The 13,661-nt window shown below is 65.0% G+C and carries 13 protein-coding genes; 5 read left to right on the top strand and 8 right to left on the bottom strand.

Annotation, left to right across the window (positions count from 1 at the left end):
• Nucleotides 1–22: 22 nt before the first annotated feature.
• From recO to H0T81_RS06270, 3 genes are all read right to left on the bottom strand, one after another.
• The gene (gene recO / locus H0T81_RS06280) at nucleotides 23–760 is read right to left on the bottom strand and encodes a DNA repair protein RecO (RefSeq protein WP_294011029.1); all 738 of its coding nucleotides are present in this window, start codon (nucleotides 758–760) and stop codon (nucleotides 23–25) included.
• Nucleotides 757–2,706 carry an excinuclease ABC subunit UvrC gene (gene uvrC, locus H0T81_RS06275; RefSeq protein ID WP_294011027.1) on the bottom strand — a complete coding sequence of 650 codons (1,950 nt, stop codon included), beginning with the start codon at nucleotides 2,704–2,706 and terminating at the stop codon, nucleotides 757–759. The genes recO and uvrC overlap by 4 nt, the downstream gene beginning before the upstream one ends.
• A 145-nt stretch (nucleotides 2,707–2,851) precedes the next feature.
• The gene (locus H0T81_RS06270; RefSeq protein ID WP_294011025.1) at nucleotides 2,852–3,256 is read right to left on the bottom strand and encodes a hypothetical protein; all 405 of its coding nucleotides are present in this window, start codon (nucleotides 3,254–3,256) and stop codon (nucleotides 2,852–2,854) included.
• 76 nt (nucleotides 3,257–3,332) lie between these two features.
• Between H0T81_RS06270 and H0T81_RS06265 the strand changes: the two genes are divergently transcribed.
• On the top strand, nucleotides 3,333–4,547 hold the full coding sequence (locus H0T81_RS06265; protein WP_294011023.1) for a histidine kinase: 1,215 nt from the start codon (nucleotides 3,333–3,335) through the stop codon (nucleotides 4,545–4,547).
• Nucleotides 4,544–5,392 carry a LytTR family DNA-binding domain-containing protein gene (locus H0T81_RS06260; RefSeq protein ID WP_294011021.1) on the top strand — a complete coding sequence of 283 codons (849 nt, stop codon included), beginning with the start codon at nucleotides 4,544–4,546 and terminating at the stop codon, nucleotides 5,390–5,392. Before H0T81_RS06265 ends, H0T81_RS06260 begins: the two co-directional genes overlap by 4 nt.
• Before the next feature lie 377 nt (nucleotides 5,393–5,769).
• On the opposite strand, the gene H0T81_RS06255 is transcribed toward H0T81_RS06260, so the two are convergent.
• From H0T81_RS06255 to H0T81_RS06245, 3 genes are all read right to left on the bottom strand, one after another.
• The gene (locus H0T81_RS06255) at nucleotides 5,770–6,486 is read right to left on the bottom strand and encodes an amino acid racemase (protein ID WP_294011019.1); all 717 of its coding nucleotides are present in this window, start codon (nucleotides 6,484–6,486) and stop codon (nucleotides 5,770–5,772) included.
• Nucleotides 6,487–6,616: 130 nt separating this feature from the next.
• Nucleotides 6,617–8,026 (bottom strand): NAD(P)(+) transhydrogenase (Re/Si-specific) subunit beta, encoded by a 1,410-nt coding sequence (locus tag H0T81_RS06250; protein WP_294011017.1) that lies wholly within the window; start codon nucleotides 8,024–8,026, stop codon nucleotides 6,617–6,619.
• Nucleotides 8,019–8,309 (bottom strand): NAD(P) transhydrogenase subunit alpha, encoded by a 291-nt coding sequence (locus tag H0T81_RS06245; RefSeq protein WP_294011015.1) that lies wholly within the window; start codon nucleotides 8,307–8,309, stop codon nucleotides 8,019–8,021. Before H0T81_RS06245 ends, H0T81_RS06250 begins: the two co-directional genes overlap by 8 nt.
• 170 nt (nucleotides 8,310–8,479) lie before the next feature.
• On the opposite strand from H0T81_RS06245, the gene H0T81_RS06240 reads away from it, so the two are divergent.
• The 3 genes from H0T81_RS06240 to H0T81_RS06230 all read left to right on the top strand — a co-directional run bounded on the left by H0T81_RS06240 (nucleotide 8,480) and on the right by H0T81_RS06230 (nucleotide 12,292).
• Entirely contained in the window at nucleotides 8,480–10,786 is a 2,307-nt protein-coding gene (locus H0T81_RS06240; RefSeq protein ID WP_294011013.1) for an EAL domain-containing protein, read from the top strand.
• Nucleotides 10,787–11,363: 577 nt separating this feature from the next.
• Complete coding sequence (locus H0T81_RS06235; protein WP_294011011.1) at nucleotides 11,364–11,786, top strand: secondary thiamine-phosphate synthase enzyme YjbQ; 423 nt, start codon at nucleotides 11,364–11,366, stop codon at nucleotides 11,784–11,786.
• 17 nt (nucleotides 11,787–11,803) lie between these two features.
• Nucleotides 11,804–12,292 (top strand): YbaK/EbsC family protein, encoded by a 489-nt coding sequence (locus H0T81_RS06230; RefSeq protein WP_294011009.1) that lies wholly within the window; start codon nucleotides 11,804–11,806, stop codon nucleotides 12,290–12,292.
• On the opposite strand, the gene H0T81_RS06225 is transcribed toward H0T81_RS06230, so the two are convergent.
• Both H0T81_RS06225 and H0T81_RS06220 read right to left on the bottom strand, forming a co-directional pair.
• The gene (locus H0T81_RS06225; RefSeq protein ID WP_294011007.1) at nucleotides 12,289–13,413 is read right to left on the bottom strand and encodes an NAD(P) transhydrogenase subunit alpha; all 1,125 of its coding nucleotides are present in this window, start codon (nucleotides 13,411–13,413) and stop codon (nucleotides 12,289–12,291) included. The two genes, H0T81_RS06230 and H0T81_RS06225, sit on opposite strands and share 4 nt — an antisense overlap.
• 32 nt (nucleotides 13,414–13,445) lie before the next feature.
• On the bottom strand, nucleotides 13,446–13,595 hold the full coding sequence (locus tag H0T81_RS06220; protein WP_294011005.1) for a hypothetical protein: 150 nt from the start codon (nucleotides 13,593–13,595) through the stop codon (nucleotides 13,446–13,448).
• Nucleotides 13,596–13,661: the final 66 nt, after the last annotated feature.

Here is a 13,661-nt window from a genome sequence, read left to right as displayed (position 1 = left end):
CGGCGCGGAACAATGGTGCGAATCAGCTGAGTCCGCCGGCCCGCCGCAGCCGGTCGACCAGCCGCTCGCGCGCCTCGCCGAGCACCGCCGATTTCTGGGTCAGGAGGTCGCGCATCAGGAAATGGCCGGTGAGGTCGAGGCCGTGGGCGATGTCCGCCCAGCTCGCCGGCCCGCCGTCGCGAACGAAGCGCGGCAGGGGCAGCAGTTTGCCGGCATAGGGCTCCGCCTCCGCGGCGCTGACCGCCCGGCCCGAGCGCGGACTAACGGCGACCAGGTCGTCGCTGGAGCCGGTCACCGCGCACCGCTCGAGGTCAAGGCCAAAGCCGAGCTCGGCGAGCAGCAGCAGCTCATAGCGGACCAGCGCCGCTCCCCAGCCGGCGGCCGACGGCGCCGCCTCGATCGCCGCCAGCAGGGCATCGAGCGCCGAATGGAGCCGCGGGTACGGCTGGCCTTCGGGAAGCGCGGTCGCGGTCAGAGCCGTCGCCCATTCGATCGCCGCGGCGGGCAGCGGCTCGCCGAGCAACGGCGCTCGGCTGTGGGTCAGTTCGACACTCGCCTGCGGCAGCTGGCTGTCGGTCCGGGCGCTCAGAGTCGCGGCGACCAGATTGCCGGCGATCAGCACCGGTCGCATTCGCCGGCCGCGGGCCCCCCGGACGTACGCGGCCTGGAGCCCGTGCTCGGCGGTCATCAGGCGCACCACCGCGCCATGCTCGCCGTGGGAGCGCAGAGCGCAGACGATCGCCGAAACCTCGATCCTCATCCGCGCGGGTGGAAATAATCGTAGAGCTGGCGCGCCATTGCCTTGCTGATCCCCGGCGCCCGCTCGAGGTCGTCGAGCGCCGCGCCCTTCACCGCCCGGGCGGTTCCGAAATGCATCAGCAGCGCGCGCTTTCGGTTGGGGCCGATTCCCGGAACCTCGTCGAGGGTCGAAGTGGTCAGGCTTTTCGAGCGCTTCGCCCGGTGGGTGCCGATGGCGAAGCGGTGCGCTTCGTCCCGAAGCCGCTGCAAATAGAACAGCAGCGCCGAGTTCGGCGGCAGAGTCAGCTCGCGGCCGCCGGGCAAATGGAAGGTCTCGCGGCCGGCGGTTCGGTCCGGCCCTTTCGACACCGCGATCACCGGGATGTCGTGGACCCCCGCGTTCTCCATCATCTCGCAGGCCGCCGACAGCTGACCCTTGCCGCCGTCGATGATCAGCAGGTCCGGCCACTCGCCGCTGGCCCGGTCGGGGTCCTCCTTCTCGAGCCGTGCGAAGCGCCGCTCGAGCACCTCGCGCATCATCGCAAAATCGTCGCCGGGCTGGGTCTCGAGACGCTTGATGTTGAACTTGCGGTAGTTGTTCTTGCGGAAGCCCTCGGGGCCAGCGACGATCATCGCTCCCGTCGGGTTGGTGCCCATGATGTGGCTGTTGTCATAGACTTCGATGCGCTTGGGCACGTCGGGCAGCTCGAACGTGTCGGCGAGCTCGCGAAGCACCTTGGCCTGCGACGTCGTCTCGGCCATCCGCCGCTCGAGCGCTTCCTCGGCGTTGCGCCGCGCCTGCTCGATCAGCCTGGCGCGCGAGCCGCGCCTGGGCTGGTCGATCGAGACTTTGTGGCCGGAGCGCTCGCACAGCGCTTCTTCCAGCAGTTCCCGGTCGGCAAGCGCGCGGTCGACCAGGATTCGGCGCGGCGGCGGCATGTCCTCGTAGAACTGGACCAGAAAGCTCGACAGCACTTCGGCTTCGGGGACGTCGTTGGTGTGCGCCGGGAAGAACGCCCGGTGGCCCCAGTTCTGCCCGCCGCGGATGAAGAACGCCTGGATGCACATCGCCCCGGCCTTGCAGGCAAGCGCGAAGATGTCGCCGTCGCCCAGCCCCTCGGCGTGGACCGTCTGGCTGCCCTGGATGTAGGTCAGCGCCCGAAGCCGGTCGCGGTAGACGGCGGCGAGCTCGTAGTCCTGCGCCTCCGCCGCTTCGGCCATCTGCCGGCCGAGCCGCGCCTGGACCCCGGTCGACTTGCCGGCCAGGAACGCCTTTGCGTCCTCGACCAGCTCGGCATAGTCGGCCTCGGCGATCCGCCCGACGCACGGCGCCGAGCAGCGGCGGATCTGGTAGAGCAGGCAAGGCCGCGACCGGTTGGAGAAAAAGCTGTCGGAACAGCTTCTTAGGAGAAACAGCTTCTGCAGCGCATTAAGAGTCCTGGTGACCGATCCGGCGCTTGCGAACGGCCCGTAATAGTGGCCCCGTTTGACGTTCCGCGCGCCGCGGTGCTTCTGGACTCGCGGGAACGGGTGGTCCTCGCGAAGCAGGATGAACGGGAAGCTCTTGTCGTCGCGAAGGAGCACGTTGTACGCCGGCCGGAAGCGCTTGATCAGCTGCGCCTCGAGCAGCAGCGCCTCGGCCTCGGTGCGCGTCGTGACGATGGTCATCGAGCGGGTCTGCGCCACCATGCGTTGGAGTCTCTTGGGCAGCCGGGCGACCTGGGTGTAGCTGTTGACCCGCGACCTCAGGGTCCGCGCCTTGCCGACATAGAGCACGTCGCCGCGCGAATCCTGCATCCGGTAGACCCCCGGCCGCGCCGGAAGCGTCTTCAAAATGTTGCGGATCGCCGCGACGCCGGCCTCGAGGTCGGGCGCGCCGGAGCCCTTCACCGCATAGGTGGCCTGATCCTCGTTGAAGCGCTCGGCGGCGCTCGGGTGGTCGGGCCGGTCAGCGGGCGTGCGGTCCATGTCGCCGATTTAGGACCACTCACCCGTCATTGCGAGGGACGCCCTCCCAGTAGCGCTAATGTCCGCTTTCGACCCAAAGCGGACATTTCACTATTAGCTGGTGGCTGACTTTCGCGGCTCGCCCGACCGCGCAAGCGGTGCCCGCTCAGCAGCCGCCGCCCCTGACACAAGTGCTCTGCTGAATGCGTTCGAGTTGCTGCCGGTCGAGCTGTCGCTTATTTTCCCATTCGGCGGCGGTCATGCACACCTTGTACGATTTGAAGATGCTACCGCTGTGTTCGACGTATCGGCAGACGGTTCGGTTGGCGTTCCGTGAGTCGGCCTTCTCCTTGGCCTCCCATTCGGCCTTGGTCAGGCATAGCTGGTAGGGCTTGCTGCCGGGCTCCGCAGTCACGACGTGCTTGCAGATCTTGCTCGGCCCGGGGGTCGAGTTGTCAGCCGCCTGTTGGGCCGTGGACCGGATAGCCGGCGCAGCCGACGAGGTCTGCGGCGCGGCTACGCAGGCCGACGATCCCAAGGCAATGGCTGCCAAAGTAATGATTCTGACCATTCTACGCTCCGTCTCTTTAGTCAAAAGCTCTATCGGTGCTTCTCACTGAAGATTACAACTCTTCGGTGCCCGATTCATGGCGGATGTTGTGAGTGAACCGAAAAGTGCGTTGAACGAACTCCGGGCAGCCAAGTCACCGGAAAAAACGGCCGAATCCCCCCTGCAGGTGATGGAGCCCGCTCCGTCAAGAGCGGCGCTTCCACCGGCGCCGAGGCCGCGGAGCCCGAAGCGCGACTTGGCACAAATGCCGACAGCAGTCATCATCCTCTTCTGGACCCTTCAGTTCATTGGCTTTTCGCTCGATCGTTTAGCTCGAGCGCCGGAGGGCGAAAGCTGGTCCACCATTCAGTCGCGAGTGATCATCACGGCCCTCGGCGTGCTTATTTCGCTCGTGATGTTGAAGGTTCTCCGGTCAAGCGCGAGTCTTTCCTTCTTCAAGCGCGCTCTGGTGGCGATCACACTGGCGATGGTCGCTGCAGCGTTGCATGGGGTAATCAATATGCTCGTCTTCTGGACGATCAATGGGCCACCTCCGGGCGAGACCTTTTCCTTCGAAGCGATAGCGCCGTACTTGCCCTCGCTCATCTTCTTCTTCTCATGGGTTTACTTGGCGATTGCCATTTTTCTGCTCTCCATCACCTATGGCGAAAACTTGCTTCAGCAAGAGCGCCGAATTGCCGAGTTGGTCGGGGAGGCTGATCGGGCCCGTCTGAGCGCGTTGCGATACCAGCTTAATCCTCATTTCCTGTTCAACTCGCTGAATTCTGCTGCCAGCCTGGTCGCAGCTCGCCGGAACCGTGACGCGGAAGCCATGCTGGAGAACTTGGCGGATTTCCTGCGGTCCACGTTGCAACTGGACGCCGAAAAGGAGATTACCCTTCGTGACGAACTCGCCCTGCAATCTTTATATCTGGAGATGGAGCAGATCAGGTTTCCTCACCGTCTCCGCGTCGTGAAGGAGGTTTCGGAGGAGCTGCTCGACGTCCTGGTACCAAACTTGATCACGCAGCCGCTTATCGAGAACAGCATGAAGCATGCCGTTGCCCACAGCACCCGGCGCGTCTGTCTTTCGATCATCGCGCGGGAGGTGGGGGGCAAGCTCAGGATTAGCGTCAAAGACAGCGGCGGCAACGCAGGCATAATTACCGGCAACGGCCTTGGCCTGGGGCTCCAGAACGTGGCGAAGCGCCTCAAGATCCACTTCGGCGAAGAGGCCGAGTTCCAAGCCGGGCCCACGGCAGACGGAGGTTTTGAGAGTCAGATGGCGATCCCTAGTCGGAGAGGCCGATGAAGACACTGAGGACCATCATCTGCGACGACGAGCCACTTGCAGTGGACCGGCTGGGGCGAATGCTGGAGGCGCTACCCGGGGTCGAGGTCGTTCAGACGTTTCTCAGCGGCGAGGACATGCTGGCCCGCTTCACAGGCGGCGCCGACCTGCTGTTGCTCGATATCGAGATGCCAAAACTCGATGGATTCGATGTGGTTGAGGCTCTTTCCCGTCTGCACTGGTCCGATGCCGATGAGGCGCCGGTGCTCGTGTTTGTGACGGCTCACTCGGAGCGTGCTGTCCAGGCGTTCGACTCGGGTGCGATCGATTTCCTGAGGAAGCCCGTCAGGTTGAGCAGGTTGGATCGCGCGGTGGAGCGCGCCCGAGAAGCCGTGGAAAATCGGCAGGCGCGCCGGCGTTTGAACGAGGTCGCCGAGCAACTTCACGCACTCAGGCGACTGCGCGCCAACGTCGCGGATGAGCCGCACCTATGGTTACGGAAAGGATCTAAGTTGATGCGCCTCAACGTGTCGAAGATTGATTGGATATCCGCAGAAGGAGAATGCGTGCGTATTCATTCCGGCGAAGAGTCCTACTTGGAGCGGTTGTCGATCAGCGCCGTAGCACAGCGATTGAGCGAGCTTGGGTTCATGCGCATCCACCGGTCGGCAGTCGTAAACACCGACAGAATCGAATCGATGACTCGGACCCGGTGGGGAGCGCTGAAGGTTCGTTTGAGGACCGGGACCGATCTTCGCGTAAGCAAGTCGTTTGAGCCGCTTGTAAGGGGACTCAAAGAGGGTAGCCGCCAGGCCCATTCCAGATTCTCGGCCAAACGTCCGCTTTCCACCCATTCCAGACATTAGCCGCTTAGGTCTGCTTTCCACCCATTGCGCTCATTAGGCGAGGTTAGGCTTCGCACCTTTTTCGAGGTAGAAGAACGAAATGCGGCCTAGTCGTCAGGTATCTGCAGCAGTGCTGTTGCTGCTGGCGGCGTGCGGTCAGCCCGAGCTTCCAGCAATATGTCGATAGCAGCCCGCCTGAGGCTTCTGAAGCCTACGATGAGTGGCTTCGAGCTTATAATGAGGCAGACTGCGACGAGCGCGTTCGAAAGGAGCTAAGCAGCACAGGTGCAAACGGAGTGGAGTAGGACCGTAGTGTCCGCTTTCCACCCATTGCGGACATTAGCTATCGTCAGGCGCGACCGTTCCCGGCGAGGTCATTTTCGCTCCTTCGGCGACAATTACGCCGCCGCCCTCGCCTGCTCCTCGTCCTCGAGCATCCAGTCGACGGCGGCGCGGGCGTGGATCGCCGTGGTGTCGTAGACCGGGATCACGTTGGCCCGCACGTCGACGGCGAGCACCAGCTCGGTGCAGCCGAGCACGACCGCCTGGACCTTCTGCTTGGCGAGCTCGGTGATCAGGCTCTTCAGCTTGCGCTGGCTGTCGCGGGTGACTCGGCCCGCGGCGAGCTCGTCGAAGATGATCCGGTCGACCTCGCGCATCCAGTCGGCGCGGACCGGCGCGAGGCTGATCCCGCGCACTTCGAGCCGGTCGCGGATGTAGCCCTCGGTCATCGTGAAGCGGGTGCCGATCAGGGCGACCCGGGTGCGTTTGTCGGCGACCAGCCGCTCGGCGGTCGCCTCGCCGATATGCAGCATCGGCAGGCGCACCGCGGCTTTCACCCGGTCAAAGACCTTGTGGGAGGTGTTGGACGCCAGCAGCAGCCCTTCGGCGCCCGACGCCTTCAATTTCTTGGCCGCTTGGGTGAGGACCGCGGCGACCCCGTCCCAGTCGTCCGACAGCTCCATCTTGGCAACCGGCGCGAGGTCGAGGCTCTCGATCGCCAGCCGGGCGCTGTGGAGTGCCCCGAGCCGCTGGGCGACGCCGCGGTTGATATGCTCGTAGTAGAGCGCGGTGGAGGACCAGCTGGTGCCCCCGACGATGCCAAGCTTGCGCACTCTTTGCAGCCCCTTTCCAGTCCACCCTCAACCGGGTGACCGGCTGGGGGCTCTAACCCAGGTGCGAATTCCTCGAAGACCTTCCGAATCAGGCGAGGTTCTTCACGAGATCGTAAAAGCACTCGCTCGGCTAGGCGAGCGCTTTGACGATCTCCTCTACCATCTTCTTGGCGTCGGCGAGCAGCATCATGGTGTTGTCGCGATAAAACAGTTCGTTGTCGACGCCGGCGTAGCCGACGCCGCCCATCGACCGTTTGACGAACAGCACGGTGCGCGCCTTTTCGACATCGAGCACCGGCATCCCGTAGATCGGCGAGCTCTTGTCGGTCTTGGCGGCCGGGTTGGTAACGTCGTTGGCGCCGATCACGAACGCGACGTCGGTCTGCGCGAATTCGCTGTTGATGTCCTCGAGCTCGAAGACTTCGTCATAGGGCACGTTGGCCTCGGCCAGCAGCACGTTCATGTGCCCGGGCATTCGCCCTGCGACCGGGTGGATCGCATATTTGACCCGCACGCCTGCTTCCTTGAGCAGATCGGCCATCTCGCGCAGCGTATGCTGGGCCTGCGACACCGCCATTCCGTAGCCGGGAACGATGATCACCTGCTCGGCCTGCTTGAGAAGGAACGCCGCGTCCTCGGCCGAGCCGCGCTTCCACGGCCGGTCGATCGCCGCGGCATCGCCGCCGCTGGTGACCGCGCCGAAGCCGCCGGCGATCACCGAGATGAAGCTTCGGTTCATCGCCCGGCACATGATGTAGGAAAGGATCGCGCCCGAGCTTCCGACCAGCGCGCCGGTGATGATCATCGCGCTGTTGTGGAGCGTGAAGCCCATCGCCGCCGCCGACCAGCCCGAGTAGCTGTTGAGCATCGAGATCACGACCGGCATGTCGGCGCCGCCGATCGGGATGATCAGCAGAAAGCCGATGGCGAAGGCGAGCGCGGTCACGGTCCAGAAGATCCACGGGGCTTGGTCCTGCGTGAAATAAGCGATCAGGCCGACGATCGCGGCGAGCGTGCCGAGGTTGATCACATGGCGGCCGGGAAGCAGGATCGGCGCTCCCGACATGTTGCCGTTCAGCTTGAGGAAGGCGATCACCGAGCCCGAGAAGGTGATCGCGCCGATCGCCACCCCAAGCCCCATTTCGACCCGGCTGACCGGCAGGATCGCACCGGCCGCGTCGGTGATGTCGAACGCGGTGGGATTGAGGAACGCCGCCGCCCCGACCAGCACCGCGGCCATTCCGACCAGGCTGTGGAACGCCGCGACCAGCTGCGGCATCGCGGTCATCTGGATCCGCCGAGCGGTGACGAGGCCGATCGCGCCGCCAATCGCGATCGCCGCTGCGATCTCGGCGATCGAGCCGATCTCGTGGATGGCGAGCGTGGTGACGACGGCGATGGCCATGCCGACCATCCCGGCGCGATTGCCGCGGCGGCTGGTTTCCGGGTGCGACAGGCCGCGCAGCGCCAGGATGAAGCAGACTCCGGCGATCAGATAGGCGAGCAGCACCCAGTCCGGCACGGCCGCCACCTCATGCATCGCGGCGCTCCTTCTTCTTGTACATCGCCAGCATTCGCGCCGTGACCGCAAAGCCGCCGAAGATATTCACCGATGCCAAAGCGACGGCCACCAGGCCGAGCCATTTCGCGGTCGGGCTCCCAGCCGCGGCCGCGGCGATCAGCGCCCCGACGACGATTACCGAGGAGATCGCGTTGGTCACCGACATCAAGGGCGTGTGAAGCGCCGGGGTCACCGACCAGACGACAAAATAGCCGACGAAGCAGGCGAGGACGAAGATCGACAGGATCGCGACGAAATCCATTGGCCCTCCCTTTATCTCGTCAGCATGGAGCGCACGCTGACCAGCGGCGCTTTGTGGCGGCTCCGGTGAACGCTGTCGAGAGGGCGAAAATCCAGCGGCGCACAGTGCGATTAACCCAAAAGCGGTTTCCGATTTGATAACCTTTTCACGGCATCAGGTGGAGCGACGCAGTGGGAAGGGAACGGGCGCCGGTGCCGTCGCGAAAGAAACAGAATTCGGGGCCATCGCCATTCGGGCTGCTGCTGTGGACTGCAGTGGTCGGATTGATCTTCGGCGTCATTGGCTTCGGCGAGCTGGCCGAAGACGGGCTTCGCAAGAGCCGCAACAACTTTCACCCCCACTCGGCGAGCGGCGATATCGTGCTCGTGACCATCGACGATCGGGCGCTTCAGACCGTCGGCCGCTGGCCTTGGCCGAGGCGCCAGCATGCCGAGATGATCGATCGGCTCACCGAGGCGGGGGCCAAACGCATCTTCTTCGACATACTGGTCGAGACTCGGAGCAATCCGCAGGACGACCGGATGCTTTCCGAGGCGATCCGCCGGTCGGGACGAACGGTCCTCCCGGTTCGCGCTCAGTCCGGGCCAAGCGGGATGGTGCAATCGAGCCCTGGCCCGCTTGGAATGTTCGGCAATGGCGCGCAGCTCGCCTCGATCAACGTCACCTACAATTATCAGAACGCAGTGTGGCGCCTGCCTTATTCAGTCGATGTCGGGGGCAAGCGCCTGCCGTCATTCGCGGCGAGCCTCGCCGGCCACGAGGGCAGCACTGGCGAGTTCATCGTCGACTATTCCGTCAAGCCGACGAGCATTCCCCAGATCGCCGCCGACAAGGTACTTGCCGGCCGATTCGACCCGCGTCTGGTCAAAGGCAAGGACGTGGTCATCGGCACCGACACCAAGGCCATCGGGGATCAATATTTCATTCCCGGCGTCGGACAAATGGGCGGGGTGTACATCCAGATCCTCGGCGCCGAGACCCTGAAGCAGGGCAAGCCGGTCTACCTTGGCTGGGTTCCCCCATTCCTGCTGGCGATCGCGCTTGTCGCGCTGGTGCTGTTTCGGCAGCGGCGGCGCAGCCACAACTGGGACCTGGGCGCAGCGACCGTCGCCCTGCTGCTCGCGCCGGTCGGCCTCGAAGCCTACTTGATTTTCGTCGATGTGACCCCGGCCTTGTTCGTGATCCTGGCGGTGTGGGCAGTCCTGGGGCGGCGGAGCATTCGCAGCCGGGGTCTGGTCCACGCCATTTCGGGGCTTCCCAATTTGAGCGCGCTTCGGTCGAACCGGGAGGGAAGGAATCAGGCGCTAATCGCTGCCCGCGTCTTGAATTACGAAGAAATCGTCGCGGCCCTTCCGGCGGAGCAGGAACGGCAGCTGGTCGAACAGATTGTCTCCCGGCTCAGGGTCGGCGCGCCTGACCGGACTCTCTATCAGGGCGATGGGGGAATTTTCGCCTGGTTCGAGGAAGCGCGACTGCCGTTCGGAAATCACATCGAGGCGCTGAACGCCTTGTTGCGCAACCCGGCGCGCGTCGGCGCTCAACAGGTCGACCTGTCCATCAGCTTCGGCGTCGAGATCGGCAGCGGCCGATCCCTGTCGAATCGGCTGGCGTGCGCCTTGGTCGCCGCCGAGGAAGCGGCCCACGACGGCCTGAAGTGGAAGTATCACGATCCGGAAATGCTCGCTGACGCGTCGTGGAAGCTGTCGATGCTGAGCCAGCTCGACAGCGCCGTGGACAAAGGCGAGGTGTGGGTAGCCTACCAGCCCAAGCTCGACCTGAAGACGCGCAAGGTCGTCGGCGCCGAAGCGCTCGCTCGCTGGACTCACCCGGAGAAGGGACCGATTTCAGCCGCAGAGTTCATCACTGCCGCCGAGCAGCACGACCGCATTGGCAAGCTCACCGACTTTGTGCTCGACCAGGCGATCGGCGCCGCCGCGGCCGTAAACCGCAAGCAGCGCGGCTTCGGGATGGCGGTGAACCTCTCCGCGCGCCTGCTGGCCGACAAGGGTTTCGTCCTTCGCCTGCAGGCGATGCTTGCCCGTCACGACTTGCCGCCGGAACTGCTGACCCTCGAGCTCACCGAAACTGCCGCCCTCGCCGGCCGGGAGTCGGCGTTCGACATGCTCGCCGCGCTGCGCGAGTTCGGAGTGAAGATTTCGATCGATGATTATGGCACCGGGCTTTCCACACTCGACTATCTGAAGAAGATTCCAGCAAGCGAGATCAAGATCGACCAAAGCTTCGTGAAGGCCATGCTCGACAACCGCAGCGACCAGGTCATGGTCCAATCCACGATCGCTCTTGCCCATTCGCTCGGGCGCAAGGTTGTCGCCGAAGGAGTCGAGAGCCATTTGGTGCTGGACGCACTGGTCGAAATGGGTTGCGATGTGGGGCAAGGCTTCGTCATTGGCCGGCCGATGAGCCTGGAGAGCCTGCTGAGGCGCCTGTCCTCGTCGCGGCACTCGCGAGTCGCCTGACGTCGCGGGGCGGCCTTCGAGCCAGCCCCTAATCCAATCTGTGGCCGCAGTACCGGCCGCCCTGATCTCACCGATCGATAAGTCACGGTCGCTAGCTCGCCGCTGCGCTGGGCACGTGCTTCACTTTGATTGGAGGCTGACGCCGCGGCGGCTTGGTTAATCGATTGCTAACCACGTTTTTTAAGGTTAATATCCCCTCAACTGTCATCTGGGGCAGTCGTGCAAAAAGGGGATGTTCGATGACCAAGCAAAAGCCCACTCGTGGTGGCTGGTGGTCCTGGTGGTGGGGCAGCGGAGAGAGCAGCACCGGAGCCAGCGGCTAAGCGCGACCGAGGGGCGCTTGTCGCCCCTTTCACGCTGATTTTTCAAGGTGATAGACGAAGCGTCCGCGAATCAGCGGACGCTTTCGTGCGTCCTGCTGCCCGCCTGCCTGGCGTCGGTTGTGCGCTGGCGTGCATGCCTCGCTCCTGATCGAAGCGGCGGCCGTCTGTCCGGTCGTTGCGATCACGACTCGGCTGTGCGTTTCCCCGGATTCGAGCCGCTGGCCCTGCCTGCGACATTGGACTAGTCGGGCGGAATGCTGCGCCATTCGCTCGGGACCATCACCGTCGAGGCTCAGGGACAGGGACTCTACGAGATCACGCCGAAGGTCGCGGCCTGGCTTTCGACGCAGGAGATCGGCGATGGGCTGCTGACCCTGTTCTGCCGCCATACCTCGGCCTCCCTGCTCATCCAGGAGAATGCGGCGCTGGCGGCGCGCAGCGACCTCGAAGCCTATTTCGCGCGGATCGCGCCCGAAAATCCGTCGGCCTATGCCCACAACGACGAGGGGCCGGACGACATGCCGGCGCACCTGCGCGCGGCGCTCACCCAGACCCAGCTGGCGATCCCGGTCCAGTCCGGCCGGATGATGCTCGGCACCTGGCAAGGCATTTATCTGTTCGAACACCGCCGCGAGCCGTCGCCGCGACAGATCATCGTGCATCTCGCCGGGGAATGATGGCTTGAGCCATTGCGATGAGCCTTGAATCGGCCCGCATGTGGCTGGCCGCGCACGCGCCTGACGTCGAACTGATCGAGGTCGCGCAAAGCACCGCTACGGTCGACGCCGCGGCCCTGGCTCTGGGCGTCGAACCGGCGCGGATCGCCAAGACTCTGGCGGTTCGTGCCGGAGACGAGGTGTTCCTGCTGGTCGCGCGCGGCGACGCCCGGCTCGACAATGCCAAGTGCAAGGCCGAGTTCGGCGCCCGGCCGCGCATGCTGGGCCCGGAGGAGACGCTGGCGCTCACCGGCCACCCGATCGGCGGCGTCTGCCCGTTCGGCCTCGCGACTCCCCTCCCCGTCTACCTCGACCTCAGCCTGCGGCCGTTCGACTGCATCTATCCCGCGGCCGGGTCGCTCAATGCCTCGGTGCGACTGACTCCCGAGCGCCTGTTCGAGCTGGTCGGACGCCGCTGGGTCGATCTCTGCCGCTTGCGCGATGAGGAGCCTGGCCCCGCCGCCTAGGCCAACCGCTCGTGGACCACCTTGCCGCCGCGGGTCAGCCGGATGCCCTGGACCAGCTCGTCGTCGTCCGGGAGCAGCGGGCGGTTGGCCTCCTTGTCCCAGAAGGCGCTGAGGAAATTGTAGACATTGCGCGAGAACAGCGCCGACGCGTCCGCCGGCAGGCTGCGGGCGAGATTGCTGGCGCCGATGATGGTGACGTCATGACGCCGCGCCCGCTCGCCGGCGACGCAGCCTTCGACATTGCCGCCAGCCTCGGCGGCGAGGTCGACGACGATGCTCCCCGCCCGCATGGTCGCCAGCTGCGCATCGCTGATCAGCCGCGGCGCCGGCTTGCCCGGGATCAGTGCGGTGGTGATGACGATGTCCTGCTTGGCGATGTGGCTCGACACCAGTTCGGCCTGCGCCTTTTGATATTCCTCCGACATCTCCGTGGCATAGCCGCCCGCGCCCTCGCCCTCGATGCCGGCGACATTCTCGACGAAGACCGGCTTTGCGCCCAGCGACAGGATCTGCTCGCGGGTGGCTGAGCGCACGTCGGTGGCGCTGACCTGCGCTCCCAGCCGGCGAGCGGTCGCGATCGCCTGCAGCCCGGCCACCCCGACGCCCATGACGAAGACCTTGGCGGCGCTGACCGTGCCCGCCGCGGTCATCATCATCGGCAGCGCCCGTCCGTAGGCCGCGGCCGCCGCGATCACCGCCTTGTAGCCGGCGAGGTTCGACTGGGACGACAGGATGTCCATCGACTGGGCCCGGGAAATGCGCGGCATCCATTCCATCGCCAGCGCCTCGAGTCCGGCGGCGGCATAGCCGGCGATCGCTTCGCGCCGCCCCGCCGGGTCGAGGCCACCGACCAGCAGCGCGCCTTGCTCCGCTCCGTCCAGCTGCGCGGGATCGGGGCCGGTCACGCACAAAATCGCTTCGGCGCCCTTGAGCACCTCCGCCCGTGGGCCGACCTTGGCTCCAGCCGCTTCGAAATCCTGGTCGGAAATCAGCGCCTTGTCGCCCGTTCCGCTCTCGACCGCGACGTCGGCGCCCAACGCGGCGAACTTCCTCACCGTCTCCGGAATCGCGGCGCAGCGGGTCTCCCCGGGCGCGCGCTCCTTGAGAATCGCGATTTTCATCGGCGGGTGGATTTCATCGGCTGGAATGCGGCCTAGCTGATGATCATCATGACGAAGAGCGCCGTAATGAACGAGATGATCGCGCCCCATTTCAGAAGCTGGGTGAAGCGCGAGTAATCGCGGACGTGGTGGGCGACGTCCTGGGTCGGAGGATTGACCAGGATCGACTCGTCTTCGGCCATGTTGCTCCCCGGTTAGGCTGCGTGCTGCGGCACAGCCCCATAACAAGCCGGTCCAGCGCGCCCAAG

This window comes from Sphingomonas sp., from assembly GCF_013812825.1.
Lineage (GTDB): Bacteria > Pseudomonadota > Alphaproteobacteria > Sphingomonadales > Sphingomonadaceae > Sphingomicrobium.
The sequence above is the reverse complement of the archived record's forward strand: the minus strand, read 5'-3'. Positions and strand labels throughout refer to the sequence as shown.